General features: G+C 41.7%; 18 protein-coding genes, 3 rRNA genes and 2 pseudogenes. 20 read left to right on the top strand and 3 right to left on the bottom strand.

What is annotated here, in order from left to right; all coding sequences use genetic code 11:
* Nucleotides 1–18: 18 nt before the first annotated feature.
* The 6 genes and pseudogenes from FY534_RS02260 to FY534_RS02285 all read left to right on the top strand — a co-directional run.
* Nucleotides 19–933 (top strand): flagellin N-terminal helical domain-containing protein, encoded by a 915-nt coding sequence (locus FY534_RS02260; protein WP_072873070.1) that lies wholly within the window; start codon nt 19–21, stop codon nt 931–933.
* Between the two features lie 66 nt (nt 934–999).
* A complete protein-coding gene (locus FY534_RS02265; protein ID WP_203115062.1) occupies nt 1,000–1,839 on the top strand; it encodes a flagellin N-terminal helical domain-containing protein in 840 nt (279 codons plus the stop codon).
* A 110-nt stretch (nt 1,840–1,949) separates the two neighbouring features.
* Nucleotides 1,950–3,476, top strand: coding sequence for a flagellar filament capping protein FliD (gene fliD / locus FY534_RS02270; RefSeq protein WP_072873072.1), 1,527 nt, complete (start codon nt 1,950–1,952; stop codon nt 3,474–3,476).
* An 18-nt stretch (nt 3,477–3,494) separates the two neighbouring features.
* Entirely contained in the window at nt 3,495–3,800 is a 306-nt protein-coding gene (locus tag FY534_RS02275) for a hypothetical protein (RefSeq protein WP_072873073.1), read from the top strand.
* A 35-nt stretch (nt 3,801–3,835) separates the two neighbouring features.
* A complete protein-coding gene (locus FY534_RS02280) occupies nt 3,836–6,103 on the top strand; it encodes a glycosyltransferase (RefSeq protein ID WP_203115063.1) in 2,268 nt (755 codons plus the stop codon).
* A gap of 23 nt (nt 6,104–6,126) precedes the next feature.
* A pseudogene (locus FY534_RS02285) lies at nt 6,127–6,777 on the top strand (class I SAM-dependent methyltransferase); the annotation flags it as partial.
* A 124-nt stretch (nt 6,778–6,901) separates the two neighbouring features.
* Here FY534_RS02285 and FY534_RS02290 read toward each other — a convergent pair.
* Together FY534_RS02290 and FY534_RS02295 are read right to left on the bottom strand one after the other, a co-directional pair.
* Nucleotides 6,902–7,999 (bottom strand): glycosyltransferase, encoded by a 1,098-nt coding sequence (locus tag FY534_RS02290; RefSeq protein WP_072873076.1) that lies wholly within the window; start codon nt 7,997–7,999, stop codon nt 6,902–6,904.
* Nucleotides 7,996–9,069 carry a glycosyltransferase gene (locus FY534_RS02295; protein WP_072873077.1) on the bottom strand — a complete coding sequence of 358 codons (1,074 nt, stop codon included), beginning with the start codon at nt 9,067–9,069 and terminating at the stop codon, nt 7,996–7,998. The genes FY534_RS02290 and FY534_RS02295 overlap by 4 nt, the downstream gene beginning before the upstream one ends.
* Nucleotides 9,070–9,191: 122 nt before the next feature.
* Between FY534_RS02295 and FY534_RS02300 the strand changes: the two genes are divergently transcribed.
* Nucleotides 9,192–10,547: a glycosyltransferase gene (locus tag FY534_RS02300; RefSeq protein WP_238413627.1), complete on the top strand. Its 1,356-nt coding sequence runs from the start codon at nt 9,192–9,194 to the stop codon at nt 10,545–10,547.
* A 27-nt stretch (nt 10,548–10,574) separates the two neighbouring features.
* Here FY534_RS02300 and FY534_RS02305 read toward each other — a convergent pair whose 3' ends face one another.
* Nucleotides 10,575–11,633, bottom strand: a complete 1,059-nt coding sequence (locus FY534_RS02305; protein ID WP_203115065.1) for a glycosyltransferase family 2 protein — start codon at nt 11,631–11,633, stop codon at nt 10,575–10,577.
* 192 nt (nt 11,634–11,825) lie between these two features.
* Here FY534_RS02305 and secA point away from each other — a divergent pair, with 192 nt between their 5' ends.
* From secA to FY534_RS02370, 13 genes and pseudogenes are all read left to right on the top strand, one after another.
* A complete protein-coding gene (gene secA, locus FY534_RS02310; RefSeq protein ID WP_072873079.1) occupies nt 11,826–14,213 on the top strand; it encodes a preprotein translocase subunit SecA in 2,388 nt (795 codons plus the stop codon).
* Between the two features lie 55 nt (nt 14,214–14,268).
* A protein-coding gene (gene prfB, locus FY534_RS02315; protein ID WP_203115066.1) for a peptide chain release factor 2 occupies nt 14,269–15,430 on the top strand; the annotation gives its coding sequence in 2 pieces (ribosomal slippage) (nt 14,269–14,334 and nt 14,336–15,430; 1,161 coding nt in all).
* Between the two features lie 388 nt (nt 15,431–15,818).
* Nucleotides 15,819–17,354, top strand: a 16S ribosomal RNA gene (locus FY534_RS02320).
* A gap of 146 nt (nt 17,355–17,500) precedes the next feature.
* Nucleotides 17,501–20,449: ribosomal RNA gene (locus tag FY534_RS02325) — 23S ribosomal RNA — on the top strand.
* 42 nt (nt 20,450–20,491) lie between these two features.
* Nucleotides 20,492–20,608: ribosomal RNA gene (gene rrf, locus FY534_RS02330) — 5S ribosomal RNA — on the top strand.
* The 16S, 23S and 5S rRNA genes sit together here, the layout of an rRNA operon.
* Nucleotides 20,609–21,160: 552 nt before the next feature.
* On the top strand, nt 21,161–21,271 hold the full coding sequence (locus tag FY534_RS14950; RefSeq protein ID WP_370541556.1) for an NfeD family protein: 111 nt from the start codon (nt 21,161–21,163) through the stop codon (nt 21,269–21,271).
* Between the two features lie 68 nt (nt 21,272–21,339).
* A pseudogene (locus FY534_RS02340) lies at nt 21,340–22,293 on the top strand (SPFH domain-containing protein).
* A 129-nt stretch (nt 22,294–22,422) separates the two neighbouring features.
* Entirely contained in the window at nt 22,423–23,109 is a 687-nt protein-coding gene (gene ftsE, locus FY534_RS02345; protein ID WP_072873572.1) for a cell division ATP-binding protein FtsE, read from the top strand.
* Nucleotides 23,057–23,992, top strand: coding sequence for a permease-like cell division protein FtsX (gene ftsX / locus FY534_RS02350; protein ID WP_203115067.1), 936 nt, complete (start codon nt 23,057–23,059; stop codon nt 23,990–23,992). Before ftsE ends, ftsX begins: the two co-directional genes overlap by 53 nt.
* Nucleotides 23,993–24,049: 57 nt before the next feature.
* On the top strand, nt 24,050–24,793 hold the full coding sequence (locus tag FY534_RS02355; RefSeq protein WP_203115068.1) for a hypothetical protein: 744 nt from the start codon (nt 24,050–24,052) through the stop codon (nt 24,791–24,793).
* 50 nt (nt 24,794–24,843) lie between these two features.
* A complete protein-coding gene (locus tag FY534_RS02360) occupies nt 24,844–25,359 on the top strand; it encodes a hypothetical protein (RefSeq protein ID WP_203115069.1) in 516 nt (171 codons plus the stop codon).
* Between the two features lie 26 nt (nt 25,360–25,385).
* Nucleotides 25,386–26,192: a flagellar motor protein gene (locus FY534_RS02365; protein ID WP_072873569.1), complete on the top strand. Its 807-nt coding sequence runs from the start codon at nt 25,386–25,388 to the stop codon at nt 26,190–26,192.
* Nucleotides 26,170–26,955 carry a flagellar motor protein MotB gene (locus tag FY534_RS02370; protein ID WP_072873568.1) on the top strand — a complete coding sequence of 262 codons (786 nt, stop codon included), beginning with the start codon at nt 26,170–26,172 and terminating at the stop codon, nt 26,953–26,955. Before FY534_RS02365 ends, FY534_RS02370 begins: the two co-directional genes overlap by 23 nt.
* Nucleotides 26,956–26,998: the final 43 nt, after the last annotated feature.

Genomic DNA, 26,998 nt, shown 5'->3' on the forward strand with positions numbered 1-26,998 from the left:
CTGTTTGGGGGTGAACATATGCAAATCACACAACAGATGATGGTAAATCAGTTTTTATATAACATTACAAACGAGAATACGACAATGCAAAATCTGGAGGATGAACTTTCTACAGGCAAAGTATTAAATTTACCACAAGACAACCCGCTTGCTGTATCTCAAGATATGTCTGCTAGAGCAACTTTGTCATCAGCGCAGGGTTATCAAAACACTCTGCAATCTGCGTTGACATGGATGAACAATACATCATCTGCTTTATCTCAAATCGTCAACACTCTACAGTCTATTCAAAGTTATGTTATGGAAGGTTTGAATACAACGAATCAAACTACTTCAGATAAAAATGCTCTTTCAGAAACAGTCCAACAATTATCGAAGACAATTTATCAGGAATTGGATACTCAACAAGGGTCGCGTTATTTGTTTGGAGGAGCTGATCCTCTGCAACCTCCTGTTACTACTTCTACTAATAATATCGGCTATACAACAAGTGGTAATACGGCTGCAAGTATGGAAATGCAAATTTCAGCTGGAATTAGTATCACAGTCAATGTTAGTGCATCGCAAGTTATGGGTACTGCCTCTGGTTCAACAACCAATTTGGAGAGTACTCTCAACTCTACTATTTCAGATTTGCAAAATGGAAATATTACAGGTCTCCAAACTGATTTAACGAATTTGCAGACAGGTATTACTCAAGTGGTAAATATCAATGCAGAATTAGGTTCGAGAATCAAACGAGCAACAGCCATGCAGACGCAAATTTCACAATATGTAACTACCGTTCAAAATTATAAAGGTGATTTGGAAGATGCTAATATGGCGAAAGTTATCACTCAATTTAATACTGACCAAGGTGTTTTTACAGCAGCGCTAAAAATGGGTTCTGAAATTCTTCTACCATCTCTGGTGAATTATCTTCCTAACGGTTGATAACTCAGGAGGAAACTCCTTTGTTATAAATTAAAGTCAATGCAAGAATGAGAGGAGCAAAAGAAAATGGGTATGTCATTCAGTGTAAACAACAATGCATCAGCCTCGAACATTTTGTCCAATTTGGACTACGTTCAAAATCAGCTGCAAACTTCTTATCAGCAGTTGTCAAGTGGTAATCGTATTAACAGTGCAGCGGATGATCCGGCTGGCTACGCAATTTCCCAACAGATGACTTCGCAAGTGAATGGTTTGAACCAAGCTACTCAAAATGCTCAAAACGCGGTTAGTCTGCTTCAAACGGCAAGTGGTGCTATGAATCAGGTCATGAATATTCTTCAAACCATGAACACACTGGCTGTTGAAGCATCAAACGGTACTCAAACCACAACAGATCTTAACAATCTTCAGCAAGAATTCACAGCACTAGGTAACCAAATTAACAATATTGGAACGCAAACTCAATTTAATACCATGAGCTTGCTTGGAGGTTCTTCTACAGCAACTGTTGGTGGCTCCTTTACCTTCCAGGTTGGTTCCCAAGAAGGTCAAACTCTTTCTTTGACAATTAATGCTGTTAACCTGTCAGCTTTGGGTATTAGTGGAACGGCTATCAGCAGTCAAGCTTCAGCGCAAGCTGCTATTTCTGCAGTACAAGCAGCTATTACCAGCTTGTCAGCATACCAGGCAAATGTAGGTGCAGTAGAAGATCAGCTGAACTACACAATTTCAAATCTGCAGAATTCAGCTGAGAATTTACAAAATGCAGATTCAACCATCACGAATACAAATATGGCTCAAACATACACCAACTTCAGCCAGCAGCAAGTACTGAATCAGGTCGGTATTGCAATGCTCTCCCAAGCTCAACAACAACCTGACGCTATTCTCAAACTGCTCAGCTAATTTGTGGCTTCTGCCTGAGCCGATATTTCGCGTGATTTTCCTGATTGCGTCGCGAGCTTCAGGAAGGTCACGCCTTCTCTCTATTATTATATAGAAAGGAAGTGTATTCAATGTCTTTTAATGCTTTGCAAGCGTTGAACACGATTTCCAATCCTGGCGGCGTCGGCTTACCTGTGACTCAATATGCACAAGCTATGCAGCAAGCTTTGACTCAACAACTTACAACAGCTCCTCAGACACAACTAGATACTTTACAAACGCAACAGAGTGCGCTGTCAGCCTTACAAACTGCATTGCAAACTTTCCAGAACGCAACTTATACGCTTGCTAGTTCGCAGAGCTGGGATTCGGTATCTGCTACATCGAGCGATTCGAGTGCTTTTTCAGCAACCACATCTGCAGGGGCGCAGGTGGGTTCGTATACCGTGCAAGTAACTCAGTTAGCTTCATATCAAACTACGATTCAAACTTCAAATGCTCAAAGTAGTGCAACAGGTACCTCCACTCTATCGGCAGGTTCATTAACGATTAATCCAGTATCAGGATCGTCCAACAGTTCGGCTTCCATTTCTATTACATCAGGTGAGAGCCTATCCAGTATAGCCTCAGCTATCAATGCTGATACGAGTTCAACAGGGGTTCAAGCGCAAATTCTTGATACGACGAATGGATATGTTTTATCACTATCTTCCTCCCAAACGGGTGCGAGCAATGGTTTTACAATTACTGATACCGTAAGTGGTTCGTCAACTGGACAATTTGGTTTTACTAATGAGAGTACAGCACAAAATGCCAATATGACGATTGATGGACAATCATTTACATCTTCGACCAATACATTCTCGCAGGCTATACCTAATGTCACCATTACAGTGTCTGGCACTACTTCATCTTCTCAAACTTTGAGTATTACTTCTGATCCTTCATCAGCTGAAAAAGCTGTTCAAACATGGATGAGCGCTTATAATACACTCATCGATTTGGTGAATAAAGATACGGCCTATACACCTGGTAGCAGTTCTGGAAGTGCAGGCACATCAGGACCACTATTTACTGATCCAAATGCGACAGGTTTGTTATCTCAGTTGCCGCAGGCGTTAAACAGTGTTATTAGCACAGTTTCTTCTTCTGTAAATTCTTTAGCATCTGTAGGAATTGTTATCAATCCTACCAACGGACATTTAGAATTTCAGTCATCGTCTGGATACAGTTTTTCTGGCTCTCAGTTTACAGGTACTTTACAAAATGGACAGACCATGTTTGAAAACGCCATGAGCCAAAATGCCCAGGCTGTTCAACAATTATTTGGTGTGGTTCAGTCTTCTGCAAGCACAGCCATTCCGACAAGTGGAGTTCTTGGACAAATGAATCAAACACTGAATACGTTTTTGGATGGTAATAATGGTCAAAGTCCATTACAAGGGGATATCAATGCACTAGCTGCTCAGCAGACAAATATTCAAAACTATCTCAATCAGATTAATCAACAAATACAACAACAAGTACAGAATTTTACTAATCAATTGAATCAATTAAACTTGGCCATGCAACAATCACAGGCTCAAATGCAACAATTGTCAGCTTTAATGGGTGGTTCCTCGTCAAGCGGTGGATCTTCTGGTAGTCCGGTTCTATAAACTGGTGGGGGAGCATACATGAAAGAAAACATAGATTTTCAAACGGTACACCAATTGTCTAACATGATTTTTTCAGCGCTTCATGAGCAACGTTTTGTCGATGTGTTCGTTTTATTACAACATCGTTCAGATTTAATCGATCGAGTTCTTCAGATTTCAACAAATAACATTGAAAATAAAGATATTGAAAAAGCGTATTTAGATACGCAGAACATGATTGAAAAAATCAAAATATCCTTAGATAAAGTACAAGCTCATTATGAATCGTATCTTTCCAATGTCAACGCCCATCGAGCGTATATGATGTCTAAATTTGCTTTGTAGTTATAACTATCAGGCGTTGGAGAGGAATCTTACTTATGTTGCTATCCGCTTGTTTAATTGTTAAAAACGAAGAATTGACATTGCGTAGATGTTTAGAATCATTGCAGGGTGTAGTAGATGAAATTGTATTGGTAGATACAGGTTCTACTGATCGTACTTTAGATATAGCCAGAGAATACACTTCAAAAATTTATCATTATGATTGGGATAATCATTTTGCTCACGCAAGAAATGAGTCCTTAAAACATGCTCAGGGTGAATTTATACTCGTCATTGATGCTGACGAATATTTAGATGATATTAAGCGTCACTCTCTACGAGAGCAACTTACACATATAGAAGCAGATGGCTTTTTGGTTAATATATTAAATTACGTGGGTGAAAATGGTAAAATTTTTTCAACTAGACCAGTTTCTGTTGTAAGATTGTTTCGAAATGGATACTTTTATGATGGCTCAGTGCATGAACAAATTGCTGAGGCTATTATGAAAGCAGGAAAACAAATTTCTAAAATTAATTTGGATATCCATCATGTGGGGTATTTGAATGAAATAGTTACTTACAAAAATAAATCATCCAGAAATATTCTTTTACTAAAAGAAGAATTGGAAAAGGATCCTCAAAATTTATTTCACTTATCCAATTTGCTTGCAGAATATATTCGTCTGAGTAATTTTCATCAAGCATTAAAAATTGTTAAAAAATCTTTGGATATTATAAGAAAAAAACCGCCTTCAAGTTGGGATCATATCACGGCTCGTATTTTTGTCTTTCATATTACAACGCTTGTTGGATTGCAAAAGAACATTGAAGCAGAAGAAATAGCTTCTAAATATATCATGGTATATCCAGAATTAGCCGAATTTCGTACTCGATACGGAATGATTCTAGCGGAAAATGGTAAATTCAAAGAAGCTATTGAACAATTTAATTTTGCAAGGAAATTAGGAGATCCAAAAGAGGCATTGTTTGACTTAGTACAAGGAATGGGTAGTTTTCTGGCCGCTTTAATGTTGGGTAGATGTTGGATCGCTTTGGGGGATAAAGATACTGCGCTTCAATACTACTTTACTTCTTTTTTAGAGAATCCTAATCAGGATATATTGATTTTTCCCTTAGTTTATCTTTTGCCATATGAAAAAAAATTTTTTGAGCAGGAAATTGAACCTCGTATTACAGATCCTGTTGCTTTGGCTAGTTATTGTGAAGCTTATTTTTATAAATCTCCAGATGATATATATCATCTCATTCAAAGAATAGAGTCAAAAATTGCGCAAGCAACGGTTCTAGAAAGAGTAAAGTTAGCAGTTCTTTATAAACAGGATCCAAAAAAGGCGCTTGAAATCATAAATACTGGGCTTCAAAATCCTTATTTAATTTCATTAAGTATACTCATTAAAATAAATAATCGTTGTTTGCAAATAAACGATATTCCTGATTTTCCAGATGATCGTATTCAGACATTGAAAAACGTTCTTTTGTGTGAATACAGTTCAACGCCTATTTCTCCATTTCTACGGGATATTTTACTTTTTAACTGTCATGATTTATTGTCAGAATGGTTGCCGAAAGCACCCGATCGCTATGAGGCCTACCTGTATCTCATGCATTTTCCTGAACTTCCTTGTGATTTTAATTGGTCAGGAGAGACTGCATGGGAGTGTGAAATGCTAGCACTTCGGGCATTTAAAAATAAAAATTTAGATGTTGCTGATATATGGTTGGCCAAAGCTGCAAATCATTCTTTAACCATAACCAGATTATTGTTAGAATGCGATGTAGCTTTAGCTAAGGAGAGAACCATATTTGCTCAATCTTGTCTGCAGATAGGGTTGAAAGAATTTCCTGAATCACAACTTTTAAAGAACGTTGCTATTCAACTAGGTATTTCCTCCACGTCACAGTATGATGAAAAATATCAATTAGAATGTGTTTCGGAGATGGTAGAAATGAGGGCAAGTGATATTTATTTAAAAAATTCAGTGCATACCATGCCGTTTCATATGCAACTGTCAGCTTTACATGAACGGGCAGCAAATTTAGTTAAATATATTTATTCTTGCTATAAGCAAGAAAAGATTTTAGAACTGCGAAAAGCTATTGAAGAGATTCAAAACATTATTACTTTTATTCGGGGTTCTCTTGATTTAAGCTTAGAAGCTTCACAAGCTGCAGACAAAGTCTATGCTTTTTATTATAAGATGTCTGTTGAATGGTTTATCCAACCTCAAAATATTGAACAGAATTATGAAGAAATGGAGAATTTCTGGCGTTCATGGGCGGAAACGTGGAAAAAAGTTTAATTTTGATATAGGGAGGATTTTGAATGGATTGGTGTTTTTATGATGGGGAGTTTGTTTCTGATCGCTATTATAATGCTTATCAGATTACTCCAGCATGGATTGGCCATCGATGGTTTGCCTATGATTTAGTGTCTTATTGTAGACCCCGTAAAATTGTTGAACTTGGAACACATCTTGGAGTATCGTTCTTCTCTTTTTGTCAAGCGGTCAAAGATAATCGTTTGAACTGTGAATGCATAGCTATAGATACATGGTGTGGTGATGCTCATAGTGGATTCTATACGGATGAAATATACAAAATTGTTGAAAAGATAGCTAATGATGAATTCTCAAAAATTACACGATTGATGCGTATGAAATTTCAAGAAGCATTACCTTTAATATCAGATGAATCCATTGATATCTTACATATTGATGGGTTTCATACCTATGAGGCTGTAAAGAATGACTTTGAGGAATGGTTACCTAAAATAGCACCAGAAGGAATAGTGCTCTTTCACGATATAACAGTATATGAAAATGAATTTGGAGTTTATCAATTATGGGATGAATTAAAAAAAGAATATCCATCTATTGAATTTAGACATTCTAATGGACTAGGAGTACTGTTTCCTAAAGGAAATCAATATTTCGACTTGATGAAAAATCAAGAGAAATTTTATCAAAAAATATACTTACTATCAGAAGAAAATGCTCAAAAAAATGAAAAAATTAATCAAATTCTAGCTCAAATGTTAACATGGAATCAAGTAATTGAGCAGGCAAAAGCGTATATACAAAGCCATGTAAACGTATGATTCATGAGGTGAGATCAGTACTCATTAACAAACAAGTTTTTTGAATCGCATGTTCAATTCGATCTACAACCTGTTTTTTCGAGTATTTTTGCACAGATTGAATACAAGATTCCGGATCTGGAAGATTTAAATTTTTATCTAAGACAGCCTGTAAAAGATTAGCTAGTTCATGGACATTTCCTTTTTGGAATAACCATCCATTATTAGAGTTGACAATTTCGTCAGGACCTTCACAATGACTAGAGATGACAGGAATTCCGCGTGCTAATGCCTCAACAAGGACCATACCAAAACCTTCATATTCAGAAGATAAGACTAATAGGTTGGCTGAGGTTATGGATTGCCAGGGACTCTCCTGCCAACCTTTCCATGTAATATAGTTAGAGATGTGATATTGTTCTGCTAGATTCTGTAGAAACTGCTTATCTGGTCCATCTCCAATTACAGTTAGATGATAACTGCCATGGACATAAGAGAGCGCTTGCAACAGTACATCTAATCTTTTTTGATTGTTTTCAAGTCTTCCAACATAAATCAGCTGACAAGTTTGTTCATCTCTCTTAAGGGGCTTGATGGATTCGATTTCCACTGGATTTCCCGCATAATAAATTGGCACCTGATTTTGAACTGCACGAGAAATAGAATGACCAACGCTTTTCGAAATAGCAATATGGGCGTCAGCATATCGTAAAAAATCTCCACCTCCATACGCTTCTACTGGTCCGTGTAACCAGGAGAGAATGGGAGGTTGCATATTTCCGTAAGACGCTATTGCCATACGCGTCAAAAGAGAAAAATACGGTGTGTGAGTTGCGAGAATTACATTCGGCTTACCCATTTTTATCAATGATTTTCTGTATTCGAGAGCTTGCATGAATATAGGAATTTCTCCGGGATACGCATTTTGTTTTTGTAAATAAAATGGATCATAGTAATAAAGATTAGGCAGTGTTTCCAACCATTCCGGATATATGGGCGGTTGGAATTGGAAAATTCGCACTTCATACTTTCGATCGATCAATTCATGGGAAACAGTTGAAAGTACATTTTCTAATCCACCTTTACCTGTAGCCAATCCAAGTACAATATCTATAATCATATCGTGTCACCTTCTTGATTATTTGGGCATATACTATTTAACATTCTTTCTATAACATGATGCTTATTGTATTTTTTAACAGATAGAATAGCATTTTCAGACATAGCTAATCGTTCATTGGGGGTAAGGTTTTGAAAGGTAATCAATTGTGCTGTAAGTTCTTGAACATTTCCCCGTTCAAATAAGAGTCCATTTTGACCATGTTGAATTAAATCTTCTGGTCCAGTGGGACATTTAGAAGAAATAACAGGTAATCCTCTAGAAAGCGATTCTCCAATTACCATTGGTAAACCTTCAAAATCAGACGTAAGTAAAAGTGCTGAAGCGCTTTGAATTGATTCCCAAGGGCGATCTACCCAGCCATTCCATCTAATTTTTGATGCAATACCTAATTTTTTTGCAAGTTGAAATAGCTTGTCTCTATCAGGTCCATCCCCGTAGATATCCAGTAACCAATCTGATTTTAAATAATGTAATGCGCTAAAAAGGATATCTAATCTTTTTTGTTGGTTTTCCAGTCTACCAATATAAATAAAGCGAGACGATCCTTGGTGAATTGAGACAGGTGGGATATTTTGTTCGATAGGATTGCCGACCCAATAAATTTTGGAAATGGGTATCGTGTTTTGTAGTATGGATTTGATACCCTGTGAAATACACCAATGGATATCTGCATAATTCACAAAATGACTGTCGTTAAACAGATTGGGAGGATTGTGTAGCCATGACACGATAGGAATATCATAATGTCCAAAAGCCATCTTACTATAAAGTACTGTATGAGGAACATGAGTTCCGACAACCAGATCTGGTTTTGGCAATTGATATGCTAAGGAAGAGAGTCCTAAAATTCTCTTGGTAACAAAATGTATGCCATTGATAGAACTGTTAGCTCGCTCATCATAATAGATAATATTGTGATTGACTTCCCAAGTCGGTTGGTCACTTTGATCAGGTAGAAAAATGAATATATTGTGTCCGATTTTCTCTAGTTCTTTTGTGATAGTTTGTAATACAGACTCTACACCGCCACGCCCACTCAAATGTTCCAATACAAAAAAGATCTTCAATGTAGTTCACTCCAAAGTGTTATTTCATTCATAAATTGTTCGTGGTAATCTAGATGCCTAAGACATCCAATTGTTAGCACAACTATTAAATTAGTACACAATTTTTATTAAAGGAGCCTGCAATGGAACCGCTCGTTAGTGTACTTATGCCGATATATAATGGGGAGAAATATTTATATCAATCAATTCAATCCGTTTTAAATCAATCTTATGAGAATTTCGAGTTGATTTTAATGGATGATGGTTCAAATGATTTGTCAGTAGAAGTCATCAAACATTTTCAAGATCAACGCATTCGTTTTTATTCATCTTCCATTAACCGTGGACTATTTCCTGCTCACAATTGGCTGATAAAGCAGTCGAGAGGTGAATTTATTAAGTTTTTACATCAAGATGATATTCTCCCGCCAGATTCTCTTTTAGAATACGTAAAGTTATTGGAAAGTAATGAAAAGCTGGCTTTTGTTGCTGCTGTAGCAGAATTTATTGATGCTGAGGGCAAAAAAATATCTGAATTTCCTTGGGCTTTTGCGAAAGATAAAATTTGGCCTGAAAAAACTCTCTATAGTCTTTCTTGGCAACTAGGAAATCTGATAGGCAACCCACCGAGTGTTATGTTTCGTAAATCATCTTTCATTGAAGATTCTCCCTTTGATGAAAGATTTAAAAATTCATCAGATTGGAAGCTCTTACTACAACTTGCTTCCACAAGTCCGTCTATTTCAACGTCAAAAAAATTAGTGCAATACCGTATACATGTTCAATCTCAATCTAGCTTGAATTATCGGCAAGCTATCACAGTTAGGGAAGATATGCAAATTATAAAAGAAACAAAAAGTGATATTTTACCCTTTAAACAAATGATTTCAAGTTTTTGGAGACAACATTTACAAATTATTTACGCCGTATTTCAGCTAATGCAAAATAGTCAAATTTTGCGTGCTATAGAACTTTTGGAGTTTATTTTAAGAGAAGATCCTTATTTGTCCAGTTATGAACAAGGAGCTTGTTTACAGGATATAAAAAATTGGATCGAAGTTTTATCTTCTATGTCAGATAAAGAGAATCAATGGCAAGTTTTACTGCTTAGCAAAACAAAATCAGTTTTATATTCGTGGTTTATGCAACGGGGCCTTGGAATTTCATATGAATTTTTCGATAAGCTAATTCACATATCGTTTTCTAAACCTTTGAAATTATTTTTAATAGGCTATGATGCTGGTGCTTTTGGATTGCTAGAATTTTTGAAAGCAAAATTGAATATTCAAATTGTTGGCGTATGGGACTTTCTTCATCATTTATCAAATGAACAAAGTTTTCCTGTGTTCTCCGAATTTCGGTTAGTACCAGCAGATGCGTATGTCATTGTAACCGACAATCGACTGCAAGATTTTCTGCTATATCAGCAGATTACAGAAATGTTTGAGGCGAATGCTATCGCCACACCAGTTATTCGATTTAGAGAATGGATTCTGTAAATTCCATTAACAAGCTACAAAACCAAATTAAAATGATATTCTGTGATCTTTTCGCCATTTGGTTTCTAAGTGCTGATAGATTTTAGCTTTTTCCAAGTTTCCAGATGCTTTATATAAACTGGCAAGGTTGTGGGCAGCAAGATAAGAACCTGTACCTTCCACGCTGGTTGTTATATTTTCATCACCAAGCGAAAGGCAGCGAAGATAAGCAGTCTCAATTCGAGGAAAATACAGAAATTTGGACGGATCGTACAATATCCATTTCATATAAAAAATGCCACAGGCAAAATGGAAATCTGGATACCAAGCAAGTTGGCTTTCATATCTTTCAATAGTATATAGTCCTTGTTCAAAATACTTGAGTTCAATGCAATTGTAAATCAAATCGACAATTAACATAGGAAAAATAGAGGAAGTAGCTGGACAGATTTGCAGAGCTTTGGTCAGCAGTTGATGAGCTGATTCAAATTGTTTTACATTTCGATGTTCACGAGCTAATTGAAAAAGGTGATAAAAAGAATTCGGTTCGCTTTCTAAAAGATCCATCAATATGGGTATGTTTCGCTCAGATTTATGAGAGCCAAAGTATCCATCGTGATCGACTACAAAACCGTCAAATTGAATAATGGGCAATCCTGGATGAACAACTTGCTCATGAATAGCTCCTTCATAAAAAGCTTCTCTAGGTAATATTCGAGAAACATAGCTGTTTTCGTATTGTATGTTTCCGTTTGTTTGAAATTTGCTCCTAATTCTCAAACGTCCCACAAAGGATGCATGTAGGGCTTGTTGTTCAAGAATCGCCTTTTTTAAATTGTTTCCCGCCGTTAGATATTCATCGGAGTCAATGACCAATCGCCAATCGGCATCTGATTTCTGTAACGCTGCATTACGTGCTTTGGCAAAGTTGTTTTCCCATGGTATTTGGTAGATTTTCGAATCATACCGTTTGGCGACAGTTTGTGTGTCGTCGCTCGATCCGGTATCGATTATGATGATATCGTCAACTTCTGTTCGGAAGCTTTCCAGACAACGAGGTAGTGTGGAAGCGGCGTCTTTCACTATCATAACCAGGTCGAGTTTCACAGGGGAGGCACCTCTATTTATTTTCAAGCCAGTTTGGAATTGCTAGATAAAGACTAAAAATGAAAAAGAAAAGTGGAAGAAAAGATTCGGTATCTCTTGCCACTGTACTATAATCAGCCAGTATTGTACAATCTTAAAATGGAGACTTTCAGGGCCGGGAGGCTCAATCTGTGAAAGGGGTGTAGCCTTTCCGTGGGACTCCTTAAAAATATTGTCAATGGAAATGAACGAGAAATTGCGCGGCTGAGGCGTCGTGTTCAACGTATCAATGATTTGGAGTCTAAATATGAGTCCATGTCGGATGAAGAATTGCAAGGCATGACTTTGCAGTTCCGAGAGAGATTAGCTAATGGAGAAAAACTGGACAATCTTCTGTATGACGCGTTTGCAGTAACGCGTGAAGCTGCGAAACGCGTACTTGGCATGCGCCATTTTGATGTTCAATTGATGGGTGGCATTGTCCTGCATGAGGGTCGTGTTGCAGAAATGCGCACGGGTGAAGGAAAAACTCTTGTGGCCACTTTGCCGTCATATTTAAATGGATTGTCAGGCAAAGGGGTACATGTCGTAACGGTTAACGATTATTTGGCTCGGCGTGACGCGGAACAAATGGGTCAAATTCATCGCTTTCTTGGACTGACCGTTGGATTAAATATCCACGATATGAATCATGCAGAAAAGAAAGCAGCTTACAGTGCAGACATCACTTATGGGACAAACAACGAGTTTGGTTTTGATTACTTGCGAGACAACATGGTAATGAGTGTTCAAGAAATGGTGCAGAGAGAACTGAACTTTGCCATCGTCGACGAGGTGGATAGTATTCTCATTGACGAAGCGCGTACACCACTCATTATTTCAGGACCTGGTGATAAATCGGCAGATCTCTATTTTCGTACAGATATTTTTGTTCGCAGTCTAAAACCGGATGACTATGAGATTGATGAAAAGATGCGAACCGCAAACTTGACGGAAAGTGGCATGCATAAAGCGGAACGTTTCTTCCAGGTGAAGAATCTGTTCGATCCGGAGCATGTTACCTTGATGCATCACATCACCCAAGCTCTCAAAGCGCATGGTCTCATGCATCGTGATAAAGATTATGTGGTGATGGGTGATGAAATCGTCATTGTAGATGAATTTACGGGACGATTGATGCAAGGCCGCCGTTATAGTGAAGGTTTGCACCAAGCGATTGAAGCTAAAGAGGGCGTTAAGGTACAAAACGAATCCAAGACGTTAGCCACCATTACACTGCAGAATTATTTCCGTATGTACAATAAGTTGTCGGGTATGACGGGTACAGCAAAAACGGAAGAAAAAGAGTTGACTGAAATTTATGGTATGGATGTAGTAACGATACCTACCAACCGTCCGACAATTCGAAGAGATATGAGTGATGTCATCTACAAAACGGAGATGGCTAAATTCAAAGCGGTAGTAGAGGAAATCGTTCGTCGCCATGAAAAAGGTCAACCGGTTTTGGTGGGTACTACTTCTATAGATAAATCGGAGATTATCTCTCATTTACTGACACAGCGTGGGATCAAGCATCAAGTCCTGAATGCCAAACATCATGAAAAAGAAGCAGAAATTATTGCTCAAGCAGGGCAGCGAGGAACGGTCACCATTGCTACCAATATGGCTGGACGTGGTACCGATATTTTGCTCGGTGAGGGCGTACAGGAACTTGGCGGTCTGCATATCATTGGTACAGAACGTCATGAGAGTCGTCGTATCGACAATCAGTTGCGCGGTCGTTCAGGTCGTCAGGGCGATCCCGGTTCATCACAATTCTTCCTTTCGCTTGAAGACGATTTATTGCGTTTGTTCGGATCGGACAATATCAAGCGTTGGATGGATCGTATGGGGTTGGAAGAGGATGTGCCGATTGAACACAAAATGCTCACCAATGCCATGGAACGGGCGCAGAAGAAAGTGGAAGGTAACAACTACGACGTTCGGAAACACGTTCTTCGCTACGATGATGTGATGAACAAACAGAGAGAAGTCATTTACAAACAACGACGGCAGATTTTAGAGACCGACAATTTGCGACCGATTGTGGAAGGTATGGGCAAAGACCTTATTGAGCATATGTTGGATGTGTACTGTTCCACGGAACAAGTTCCGGAAGATTGGGACTTACAGGCGTTATTGCACTATGCTGAGCATCATTTTTTGAAACCACAGCAAATTTCCGAAGAAGAATTGCGCCATAAAGATAGGGAAGAAATTTTTCAAGTGCTTTATCAAACTTTCTTGTCCAATTATGACGAGAGAGAACAAGAGTTGGGCGCTTTTCTGCGTGAATTAGAAAGAATTGTTGTGTTGCGAACCGTTGATTCAAAATGGATGGATCATATCGACGCAATGGATCAGTTCCGGCAAGGTGTACATTTGCGTTCCTATGGTCAGGCCGATCCGTTAGTTATCTATCAGCGTGAAGGTTTTGAAATGTTTGAGGCCATGATTCACTCTATTGAAGAGGAAATCGTTCTTTATGTCTTTAAATCGACAGTGGCTACTGCTCCGCAGAACTTACCCATCCAGGAGGCTGTTCCGATACAGGGTGGTTGATGCGGTTTGGGATGTCACTGGACGTAGTTTGATGGGCTTGAAGGAGAGGTAATGAATGGCAGAAACATTTGGTGAGTTACGTTCGGAAATCTCCGCTATGGCGACTAGGCTTGCGGATATCGGGAGGTCTCTTTGACCTTTCTACCAAAGAAGCGCGTGTTGCTGCTTTAGAAGAGCAAATGGCACTTCCTTCTTTTTGGGATGATGGTTCGAAAGCCCAGAAAATTATAGCGGAGGCTAATGGACTTCGTTCGCTCATTGAAAAGATGCGAAAATTGCAAGAGCAAAAAGATGATTTGGAAGTTACGTTAGAGCTGGCTGCCGAAGAAGATGATGCTGACTTGTTTTCGGAAGCAAATCGCCTTGCGCTTGACTTGCAAAATCAAATTGAATCTTTTGAGTTGGAACTTATGTTGTCGGGTCCATACGACAAAAGCAATTGCATTTTGGAGCTTCATCCAGGTGCAGGAGGTACTGAATCACAGGATTGGGCTTCCATTTTATTGCGCATGTATACTCGTTGGGCGGAAGATAAAGGCTTTAAAGTTGAGGTATTGGACTATCTTCCTGGTGACGAAGCGGGTTTGAAGAGTGTGACCTTGATGATCAAAGGTCATAATGCCTACGGTTATCTGAAGGCCGAAAAAGGGGTCCATCGACTTGTTCGTATTTCCCCTTTTGATGCTTCAGGGAGAAGACACACCTCTTTTGCTTCAGTGGATGCTATACCGGAAATCGATGATGAAATCGAGATCGACATCCGCACAGAAGATTTAAAAATTGATGTCTACCGTTCGAGTGGAGCTGGTGGACAACATGTCAATACAACAGATTCAGCCGTTCGAATTACACATCTACCGACAGGTATAGTGGTTAGCTGTCAAAGTGAACGTTCGCAAATACAAAACCGCGCAGTAGCTATGAATTTGCTCAAAGCTCGACTGTATGAGCGCCGACGTCAAGAACAAGAAGCGCATTTAGCCAGTATACGTGGTGAGCAAAAAGAGATTGCCTGGGGTAGTCAAATTCGCTCATATGTGTTTCACCCGTACTCGCTTGTCAAAGATCATCGAACAGGCTGTGAAGTAGGTAATGTCCAGGCGGTTGTAGATGGGATGCTCGATCCGTTTATTGACGCATACTTGCGCTGGCAGCTGGCGATTGCGCAAGGACGGGCGAGTCTATCTTCGAATGTTGATGTAGAAATGGATATCTAAAAATTGGTTGATAGCTTTGAGTTTGCTATCTATCGTTGTTTGCGAATTTACAATAAATATTGAGAATGAGAATGGCATGCTCAGAGGGCATGCCATTTTGCGTTCAAAAAAAGCCGCTTGAAAACGATAATGAATAGATATTGCCATCTACACTAGTCACTGAGTGAATTTAAAGTTTTTTCAGAAGCTTAAGTTACTAAAAATCGCTTAAAATCACTTGCATCTGCCAAAATGGCGTGCTATATTAATAAACGTCGCTGCGGACAACGCTCTAAAAAGTTTAGAGTTTAATAGCAGCGAGAGAACCTTGAAAACTAAACACGCACAAGCATCACCAAACGCCAGAGAAGAAGTGCCCGAGCTCGAGAGAGCGAGGGAGAAGGAATAAGACATTGAGAGTTTGATCCTGGCTCAGGACGAACGCTGGCGGCGTGCCTAATACATGCAAGTCGAGCGGGTATCGAAAGATACCAGCGGCGGACGGGTGAGGAACACGTGGGGAATCTGCCTAACAGACCGGAATAACGCCTGGAAACGGGTGCTAAGGCCGGATAGGCGCATGAGGCGCATGCCTGATGCGGGAAAGGATGCTACGGCATCGCTGAGAGAGGACCCCGCGGCGCATTAGCTAGTTGGTAGGGTAAAGGCCTACCAAGGCGACGATGCGTAGCCGACCTGAGAGGGTGACCGGCCACACTGGGACTGAGACACGGCCCAGACTCCTACGGGAGGCAGCAGTAGGGAATCTTCCGCAATGGGCGCAAGCCTGACGGAGCAACGCCGCGTGAGCGAGGAAGGCCTTCGGGTTGTAAAGCTCAGTCAAGGGGGAAGAGCGGCAAGGAGAGGGAATGCTCTTTGCGAGACGGTACCCCGAGAGGAAGCCCCGGCAAACTACGTGCCAGCAGCCGCGGTAATACGTAGGGGGCAAGCGTTGTCCGGAATCACTGGGCGTAAAGGGTGCGTAGGCGGTTCTGCAAGTCTGGGGTGAAAGGCCAGGGCTCAACCTTGGGAATGCCTTGGAAACTGTAGGACTTGAGTACTGGAGAGGCAAGGGGAATTCCACGTGTAGCGGTGAAATGCGTAGAGATGTGGAGGAATACCAGTGGCGAAGGCGCCTTGCTGGACAGTGACTGACGCTGAGGCACGAAAGCGTGGGGAGCAAACAGGATTAGATACCCTGGTAGTCCACGCCGTAAACGATGAGTGCTAGGTGTTGGGGGGTACCACCCTCAGTGCCGAAGGAAACCCAATAAGCACTCCGCCTGGGGAGTACGGTCGCAAGACTGAAACTCAAAGGAATTGACGGGGGCCCGCACAAGCAGTGGAGCATGTGGTTTAATTCGAAGCAACGCGAAGAACCTTACCAGGGCTTGACATCCCTCTGACGATACCAGAGATGGTAGGTCCCTTCGGGGCAGAGGAGACAGGTGGTGCATGGTTGTCGTCAGCTCGTGTCGTGAGATGTTGGGTTAAGTCCCGCAACGAGCGCAACCCTTGACCTGTGTTACCAGCACGTAGAGGTGGGGACTCACAGGTGACTGCCGGCGCAAGTCGGAGGAAGGCGGGGATGACGTCAAATCATCATGCCCCTGATGTCCTGGGCGACACACGTGCTACAATGGGCGGCACAACGGGAAGCGAGAGAGCGATCTGGAGCGAACCCCTGAAAACCGCTCGTAGTTCGGATTGCAGGCTGCAACTCGCCTGCATGAAGCCGGAATTGCTAGTAATCGCGGATCAGCATGCCGCGGTGAATCCGTTCCCGGGCCTTGTACACACCGCCCGTCACACCACGAGAGTTGGCAACACCCGAAGTCGGTGGGGTAACCCGAAAGGGAGCCAGCCGCCGAAGGTGGGGTCGATGATTGGGGTGAAGTCGTAACAAGGTAGCCGTATCGGAAGGTGCGGCTGGATCACCTCCTTTCTAGGGAAGAGAGAGGGGTTTGGTGGAGAGGCGTGCGTGTTTAGTTTTGAGGGTTCTCGGGAGAGAACTTAGCGAAAGCTACTTATGCCTTGAGAGAGGGATAAGCTCGAAGGACCTTGAGAACTGAATCAGCAAGAGGGAAGAAAGGTGAAGGTAGAAAGGGCGCACGGAGGATGCCTAGGTGCCAGGAGCCGAAGAAGGACGGGGCGAACACCGAAATGCCTTGGGGAGCTGTACGCGAGCGAAGATCCAGGGATGTCCGAATGGGGGAACCCACCGGTCGTGATGGGCCGGTACCGCTATCTGAATGTATAGGATAGACGGAGGGAACCTGGGGAACTGAAACATCTCAGTACCTGGAGGAGAAGAAAACAAGAGTGATTCCGCAAGTAGTGGCGAGCGAACGCGGAAGAGCCTAAACCATGATGGTGGAGAAGGGGACCCCCGTTGCCATCATGGGGTAGAGGGGATGCGCAGCCAGGCAGGGTCTTGCCTGGGCCGAAGGAGACAAGGGAGCCAAACGACATGGGAAGGTCGGCCAGAGCGGGTGAGAGCCCCGTAGGCGAAGCTTGTCGAGGGAGGTAGCGCAGGCCCCAAGTACCGCGGGACACGAGGAACCCCGTGGGAATCAGGGAGGACCACCTCCTAAGGCTAAATACTCCCTGGCAACCGATAGCGGAGAGTACCGTGAGGGAAAGGTGAAAAGAACCGCGGGAGCGGAGTGAAAGAGAACCTGAAACCGTGTGCTTACAAGCAGTCGGAGTCCGAAAGGATGACGGCGTGCCTTTTGTAGAATGAACCGGCGAGTGATGGTGATGAGCGAGGTTAAGGCAGGGAAGCCGGAGCCGAAGCGAAAGCGAGTCTGAAGAGGGCGAGAAGTTGATTGCCATCGACCCGAAACCGGGTGAGCTACCCCTGGTCAGGGTGAAGTGCGGGTAACACCGCATGGAGGCCCGAACCCACCGGCGTTGAAAAGCCGGGGATGAACTGGGGGTAGGGGAGAAATTCCAATCGAACCCGGAGATAGCTGGTTCTCCCCGAAATAGCTTTAGGGCTAGCGTCACGGATGAGGGACGGAGGTAGAGCACCGATGGGGTGCGGGGCCCGACCAGGGTTACCAAGCTCCGTCGAACTCCGAATGCCGTTTCATTGAACCGTGGCAGTCAGACTGCGAGTGCTAAGATCCGTAGTCAAGAGGGAAACAGCCCAGACCAACAGCTAAGGTCCCCAAGGGTGGTTAAGTGGGAAACGATGTGGCGGTGCATAGACAACCAGGATGTTGGCTTAGAAGCAGCCATCATTGAAAGAGTGCGTAATAGCTCACTGGTCGAGTGACGCTGCGCGGAAAATGTAACGGGGCTAAACCACACACCGAAGCTATGGCTGTGGGAAGACCACAGGGTAGGGGAGCGTTCCATAAGCGGAGAAGCCTTCTTGAGAGGGAAGGTGGAGGTTATGGAAGTGAGAATGCCGGTATGAGTAGCGAAAAGAGGGGTGAGAATCCCCTCCGCCGAAAGCCCAAGGTTTCCTGGGGAAGGATCGTCCACCCAGGGTTAGTCGGGACCTAAGGCGAGGCCGAGAGGCGTAGTCGAAGGAGAACGGGTTGAGAATCCCGTACCAGATGGATTTGCATGACTGAAGGGGTGACGCAGGAGGCTAGAGCGAGCGGCCGGATGGAAGAGGCCGTCCAATCCGCAAGGGGGTCGCGCAGGGAAAACCGCGCGGCGAGAACTCTGAGCGGTGATGGGGAGGGAAGAAGAGTACCGAAGCGCTCGAGGTCACACTGCCAAGAAAAGCCTCTAGGGAGAATGCATCTGCCCGTACCGGAAACCGACACAGGTGGGCGCGTGGAGAACACGGAGGCGCGCGGGAGCACTCTCGTTAAGGAACTCGGCAAAATGGCCCCGTAACTTCGGGAGAAGGGGCGCTCTGAAGAAGAGCCGCAGTGAAAAGGCCCAAGCGACTGTTTAGCAAAAACACAGGTCTCTGCGAAGCCGAAAGGCGAAGTATAGGGGCTGACGCCTGCCCGGTGCTGGAAGGTTAAGAGGAGGGGTGAGGGCGAGAGCCCGAAGCTCTGAATTGAAGCCCCAGTAAACGGCGGCCGTAACTATAACGGTCCTAAGGTAGCGAAATTCCTTGTCAGGTAAGTTCTGACCCGCACGAAAGGCGTAACGACTTGGGCGCTGTCTCAACGAGAGACCCGGTGAAATTGTAATACCTGTGAAGATGCAGGTTACCCGCGGCTAGACGGAAAGACCCCGTGGAGCTTGACTGTAGCTTGATATGGGAGACGGGCATGTCATGTACAGGATAGGTGGGAGACACAGAAGCATGGGCGCCAGCCTGTGTGGAGTCGATGTTGGGATACCACCCTTGAGATGCTAGTCTTCTAACCTGGCACCCTGAATCGGGTGTGGGGACAGTGTCAGGCGGACAGTTTGACTGGGGCGGTCGCCTCCTAAAAGGTAACGGAGGCGCCCAAAGGTTCCCTCAGCGCGGATGGAAACCGCGCGGGGCGTGTAAAGGCACAAGGGAGCTTGACTGCGAGACGGACAGGTCGAGCAGGGACGAAAGTCGGGCTTAGTGACCCGGTGGCACTGCGTGGAAGGGCCATCGCTCAACGGATAAAAGCTACCCCGGGGATAACAGGCTGATCTCCCCCAAGAGTCCACATCGACGGGGAGGTTTGGCACCTCGATGTCGGCTCATCGCATCCTGGGGCTGAAGTCGGTCCCAAGGGTTGGGCTGTTCGCCCATGAAAGCGGTACGCGAGCTGGGTTCAGAACGTCGTGAGACAGTTCGGTCCCTATCTGCCGTGGGCGGAGGATACGTGAGAGGGTTCGTCCTTAGTACGAGAGGACCGGGATGAACCGACCGCTGGTGGACCAGTTGTTCTGCCAAGGGCACAGCTGGGTAGCCAAGTCGGGGAGGGATAAGCGCTGAAAGCATCTAAGCGCGAAGCCTGCCTCAAGATAACGTATCCCATTCCGTCAAGGAAGGAAGACCCCTTATAGACGATAAGGTAGATCGGTCCGGCGTGGAAGCGTCGTGAGGCGTGGAGCGGACGGATACGAATCGGTCGAGGCCTTCACCAAGGAAAATCCCTCTTGCTGAGACAGTTGGAAAGGAAAGAAGAGTCTGGTGACCATAGCGGAGGGGATACACGCGTACCCATCCCGAACACGACCGTGAAGACCTCCAGCGCCGAGCATACTTGGGGTGAAGACCCCTGGGAACCTAGGTCGTTGCCAGGCAACAGGAGTACAGGTGGCTGTCAAGTGTGGAGTTTCCCTCCTTGGGGATTCTGCCTTACAGCCACTTTTTTGTTGATTTTGATTATCTAATCTTTATATATGATCATGTAATCTTCATCAATGACCAAGCATAATCACTGTTTTTAAGCTTGGTTATTTTTTTCATACTATGATTTATTAAACATATAGTATAATATAAGAAAATATATACTATTCTAAAATTTTTTCGATAGGTGGTATCATACTGGAACATTTACTGTGGATTTTATTTGGATTAATTCTTGCAGTCATTGAACTAATATCATTTACTTTTTTTATTATTTGGATTGCATTAGCAGCCGTTGTTACAGGTATAATTAGTTATTTTATGAACGGATGGTTACTTCAAATTATTGTATTCATTTTTTTAGCAGTAGTACTTCTTCTTATATCAAGACCTTATGCTCGCAAGCTTAGAAATAAAAAAACATATATAACTGAGCAAGAATCTTTACTAAACAAAGAGGGTAAGGTGATTCGTGGGGTGAAGCAGGGAAAATAATAACTGTATCAATAGATGGTTCGATTTGGTCGGCCATTTGTAACCAGCCAGTCAATATGGGGGATATTGTGCAAGTGATAGCTATTGATTCTGTAATTTTAAAGGTAGTGCTATTCAAATAAACTTATGCGTTATCGTCTTGATTGCTTGTTATTGATAACGATAATCTTTATAGAATGCAGGTGAGTAGATGCTAACATCTATTATTGGATTTATTATATTGATTTTAGTGATTATAGCAATATGGCGCTCCATTCGGATTATTCCTCAACAAAGGTTAGCTATTGTTGAAAGACTCGGTAAGTACCATAATACTTTACAAGCTGGAGTCAATTTTGTCATTCCTTTTATCGATCGCGTTGTTCGCGTATTGGATCTTCGGACTTAACAAGTTGTAGTTCCGCCACAAATGGTCATCACTAGGGACAATGTGCAAATTTCCATAGATACGGTGTTTTTTTACACAGTAGTTGATGCCAAGAGAGCAACTTATAACATTCAGGACTTTGTTCAGGGAATTCAAAACGTAACAGCCGCTAATATTCGCCAGGTAGTAGGTCATATGGAATTGGATGAAACTTTGGCTGGCAGAGATAAAATATCCATTGCTTTAAGAACAGCACTTGATGAAGTTACAGAGTCCTGGGGAGTAAGAATTGACCGTGTGGAGGTTGTTGATATTAAACCTCCGCGAGAAATACAAGATGCAATGGAGAAACAAATGAAAGCGGAACGTGAAAAAAGAGCGAATATCTTACAGGCTGAAGGTGAACGTCAAGCAGCGATTCTAAGAGCTGAAGGAGAAAAACAAAGCGCTATATTAAGGGCTGAAGGTGAAAGAGAATCCAACATTCGACGTGCAGAAGGTGTTCGTCAAGCTGAACAACTGGAAGCGGACGGTCGTGCTCAAGCAATCCGTTTAGTGGCAGAAGCTGAAAAACGTCGTATTGAGTTTCTTAGAGAAGCGGGACTGGATAATAAAGTATTAACATATCAATCTTTTGAAGCCTTGCAAGGAATGGCAAAAGGTGAGGCAACAACGCTATTTATTCCCAATGAGATAGTTTCTGTTTTTTCTTCATTGGGGGCTTTGAAAGGATTGTTTCAGTCACAGGATGCTTCAGAAAATAAGCCATCATTATAAATTGATCCGATCTAATCCTAAGATTCGTCGAAAAACAACATATACCAACAGGATTTTGTACCTATATGTCGAATTTTACGGGACATGCTTATTAGCTAGTCCCGTTTTTTGTGATGAAGGAGGATTTTTATGATTGAAATGCAGGATGTGTGGAAGGAGTATGCAAATGGAACACACGCCCTGAATGGTATATCGGTCCACATCACAAAAGGTGAATTTGTCTATGTAGTTGGACCTAGCGGAGCAGGCAAATCGACATTTATAAAATTGATGTACAGAGAAGAGCGTCCTACTAGAGGGCATATTTTTGTGAATGGATTTAATATAGAACGCTTAAAAAATCGAAAAATCCCATATTTGAGACGAAGTATTGGGGTAGTGTTTCAAGATTTTAAATTGCTTCCAAGATTAACTGCAGGTGAAAATGTAGCATATGCTTTGGAGGTTATTTCAACCCCTCATCGTCATATTCGCAAAAGAGTAAAAGAAGTTATGGAATTGGTAGGATTAGGAGACAAATTGGATGTATTACCTAATCAATTGTCTGGTGGTGAACAGCAAAGAGTGGCTGTTGCTCGAGCGTTGGTCAATAATCCATCCGTGATCATAGCTGATGAACCAACAGGCAATCTTGATCCTGAAAACTCCTGGGGCATAATGAAACTTTTTCAACGTATTAACGATCGAGGTACTACAATTGTCATGGCTACTCACAATAAGGATATTGTAAATACCATCCGAAAAAGAGTCATTGCAATTGAAAATGGAAAAATTGTTCGTGATGAAAGTAAAGGAATGTATGGTTATGATAATTAATTCGTTGTCTAGACATTTTAAAGAAGGTGCAAAGAATTTAATTCGAAATGGCTGGATGTCTTTTGCTGCATTCAGTGCTGTTGTTGTGACATTGGCAATCGTAGGAGTTTCGTTATTGGTTGCACTCAATGTCCAACAAATGTCAAAATATGTTGCCAATCAATTAGAAGTCAGTGCATATTTACAGCAGAATTTATCAAATGCTGAAGGTCAAAAAATCGAAATGCAAGTTGAAAATATACCTGGTGTAAAATCAGTGGTTCTAGAAACTAAGCAACAAGGCTTAAAGCAGCTTGAAACAGAGCTTGGTCCTCAGTATGGAGACTTACTCAAGGGGTTAGGGACCAATCCACTCCCTGTTACCTTAATTGTAAAGGCGGATAATCCAAGAGACACCTTACAAGTAGCCAATAACCTAAAAACAATCCCACAAATTGCCTCAGTCAATGATGGTGCGGAATATGTCCGACCGCTTTTTCGAGTTTTGGATATAGTACGCAATATAGGTGCTGTTTTATTGCTTGCCATGTTTTTAACAGCTGTATTTTTAATATCTAATACAATTCGTATTGCAATATTTTCGCGGCGAAGAGAAATTGAAATTATGCGGCTTGTAGGTGCAACTAATGGTTTTATAAGGATGCCTTTTTTAGTTGAATCTACACTCATTGGTGTATTTGGAGGAGCAGTTCCAGCTGTTGCATTAGATTTTCTATACCAATATCTATATCAGATTTCTGGAGGTTACTTTTATGGGATTCATTTTCCGTTAATCTCTGTAAACTGGTTTGTCATTAAAGTAACGGTAGCACTTCTTGTATTAGGTTTCGTACTCGGGTTTTGGGGCGGATTTATGTCTGTTCGTAAATTTTTACGTATATAAAAGTAGTTTTCAGTAGATTCATTTTATCGAGTAATTTAATGTAAAGGAGGGGAGCTGATGAGTTCGACACAGATCTTATCAGTGGGCGAATCCATATTAGAAGTTCTTAAGTATATATGCCTTAATCCCCTTCTCTATATAGCATTGTTCTTAATTTTCTGGGAGAATTATCGACAGGTACAAACTGAGCGTCAATTATTTGGCATTCGAATAACAAGAATAGGGAAACCCTTATTAGTAAGGCAACTCAAGTCTATCGCGATTGGTGTCATTATCACAGCAGCACTTCTGTATTTGGGTTGTTCAGTCACCCAAGGAGAATTATTTTGGTTTATTGCTTGTTCAATGTTATTCTCTATAGCTCAATTAAGATGGATGAATTCAATTACTAGTATATCCTTGTTGATGATACTCACTTGGATTTTGAAAAATATTCCTAATCTAACTCTTCGTGGTTGGATGAAGCCATTATTGGATTTTCAAAGTTCGTCATGGATGATCATTGTCTCAGCATTAGCTTTATCACAAATTATTTTATTTCTTTGGACAGGCTCTGAAGAAGTAAGTCCAACAATATTGCGAGGTAAGCGCGGAAGATCCATCGGTGGTTTTTTTCTGCAGATATCATCAATGATACCTATCGCGATTTGGACTCCTGGTTTGATTTGGAATCTTAATGAGAAGACGGCCCCTTTTTATTTGTTAAAAAATACACTGTCAGTTGGTGTTTTAGGAATACCCTTATTGATTGGGCAATCGTATCGTGCGGGTTCAACTCCCCTTCTCAATTTAAAAAATTGAATATCCTACTTTCTTTTATACAATTCATTGTCGCTGGATTCGCTGTCTATATGAGTGTCGCAGTTCACAAAGATTTTATGATACCTATTTCGGCTGCAATTATTTTCCTGAGTATGGAGGGGTTGTTCTTTCATTTCCGTTATAAAGAAAAAAGACGTGATGCGATTATAACACCGATTTCTTCTGGAGCTCGTATCCTTCATACTCTGCGCGGATCATTAGCAAGGGAGATAGGGTTGGCTACTGGTGAGACGATTTTACAAGTGAATCAAATGCCTGTACGCAATGAATATGAATTACATTTTGCAATTGATGCTAATCCAGCTTATGTTAAATTTCAGATAGTAGATATTCAAGGAGAAGTAAGGATGATTGGCAAACCCATATATAGTGGAGAACGTCATCAATTAGGCTTGTTAATTTTATCGGAAGAAGATATAAACGTCACAGAAGAAAAAAGGGCTTTTGGTTTGTTTATGAGTTTATTTAGCAAAAGAAAAAAAATTATCGATATTACAGATCATCAAAAGGACAAATCGGAAGAAATTGTCCGTACATCCTATTAAGATAGGGATATGGGGAGGTAAATCAATTGGATATCGCAACGCTTGCGGGAATTATTATTGCTGTAGTTGGGTTAGTGGGAGGATTTATGCTCGATGGAGGCTCATTTACAGCTCTTCTCCAGCCGAATGCAGCATTGATTGTTTTTGGAGGTACATTAGGGGCAACATTAACCTCTTCTTCATTAAAAACTTTTTTACGTATAGGAAAATATCTGAAAATCGCTTTTCTTTCAAAAAAAATTGATTACCTTGATGTGATTGAACAACTGGTTAATCTAGCGACAATTGCAAGAAGAGAAGGTATTCTTGCACTGGAAGATAGAGTTGAAAGTTTTCCAGATCAATTCTTGCGAGATGGCATCAGATTGGTAGTAGATGGTGTCGATCCCGAATTGGTTAAAAATATGATGGAGACTGAACTCTCTTATGTTGAACAACGCCATGAAATAGGAGCTAAGATGTTTGAGGCTGCTGGCGGTTTTGCACCCACAATGGGTATTATTGGTACGGTAATGGGTCTAATTCATGTGCTTGGGAGTCTACAAGATGTTTCAAAGCTTGGCCCACAAATTGCTACAGCCTTTACAGCTACGTTATATGGTGTTGCAAGTGCTAACGTTTTTTGGCTGCCTATCGCTAATAAGTTGAAGCATAGAAACGAGGATGAAATTTTACTTAGAGAAATTATGATGGAAGGAGTTTTATCGATACAGGCTGGAGAAAATCCAACAATACTTGGCCAAAAACTAAAAGCGTTTTTACCACCTGCTGACCGTATAGAATCTTCGAAAGGAAAGACGGGTGAGGTCAATGCCGAGACGGCGCAAGCCTGAACCACCACAAAATCATGAACGCTGGTTAATAACATATTCAGATTTAATTACATTACTCATGATATTTTTTGTGATTATGTACGCAATGTCTTCTATTAATCATATTAAATTTGAATCTTTATCACAATCGTTAGCAGCTGCATTACATAAATCCGATCAGATACCATTGAATAATACAGGAACAACAGCTTTAATTTCGGCAGCGAATCCAACCAATACGGGTGATCAGCAAAAAGTGTCATCCATGCAAAAACAGAATGACAGTAAGCTCAATCATCTCTATGCCATATTGCAGTCATATATTCAATCACACAATTTAAGTGGTAATGTATCACTCCAAAACCAACAAAGAGGTGTGCAGATAACTCTTAAAGATGTTGTGCTTTTTGATACCGGATCGGCTAATATTCGTCCTGAGGCACAAAAGATCCTTTTGGGTTTAATTCCATTTTTTCGATCCTTGCAAAATCAAATTGTTGTTGAGGGATATACGGACAATGAACCAATAGATACTCCGATTTATCCTTCCAATTGGGAACTTTCAGCAGGTAGAGCCATGGGTGTCGTTCGTTTTTTGGCTAGTCATGGCATAGCCCCTCAGCGTCTATCAGGGATTGGATATGGTCAATATCGTCCAATAGTCCCCAATAATACACCGCAGAATCGCCAAATGAATCGTCGTGTGAATATTGTTATTTTGCGGCAGGGAATTCAACCGGGTACTATCAATGCTGAGCCAGTAGGTGTTGCAGGAAATGGATAGTCTTTACCAATCATTTAGGTCTATTTTCTTCAGTCTTCGAGCA

Source organism: Alicyclobacillus sp. TC, assembly GCF_016804365.1.
Taxonomy (GTDB): Bacteria; Bacillota; Bacilli; order Alicyclobacillales; family Alicyclobacillaceae; genus Alicyclobacillus_I; species Alicyclobacillus_I tolerans.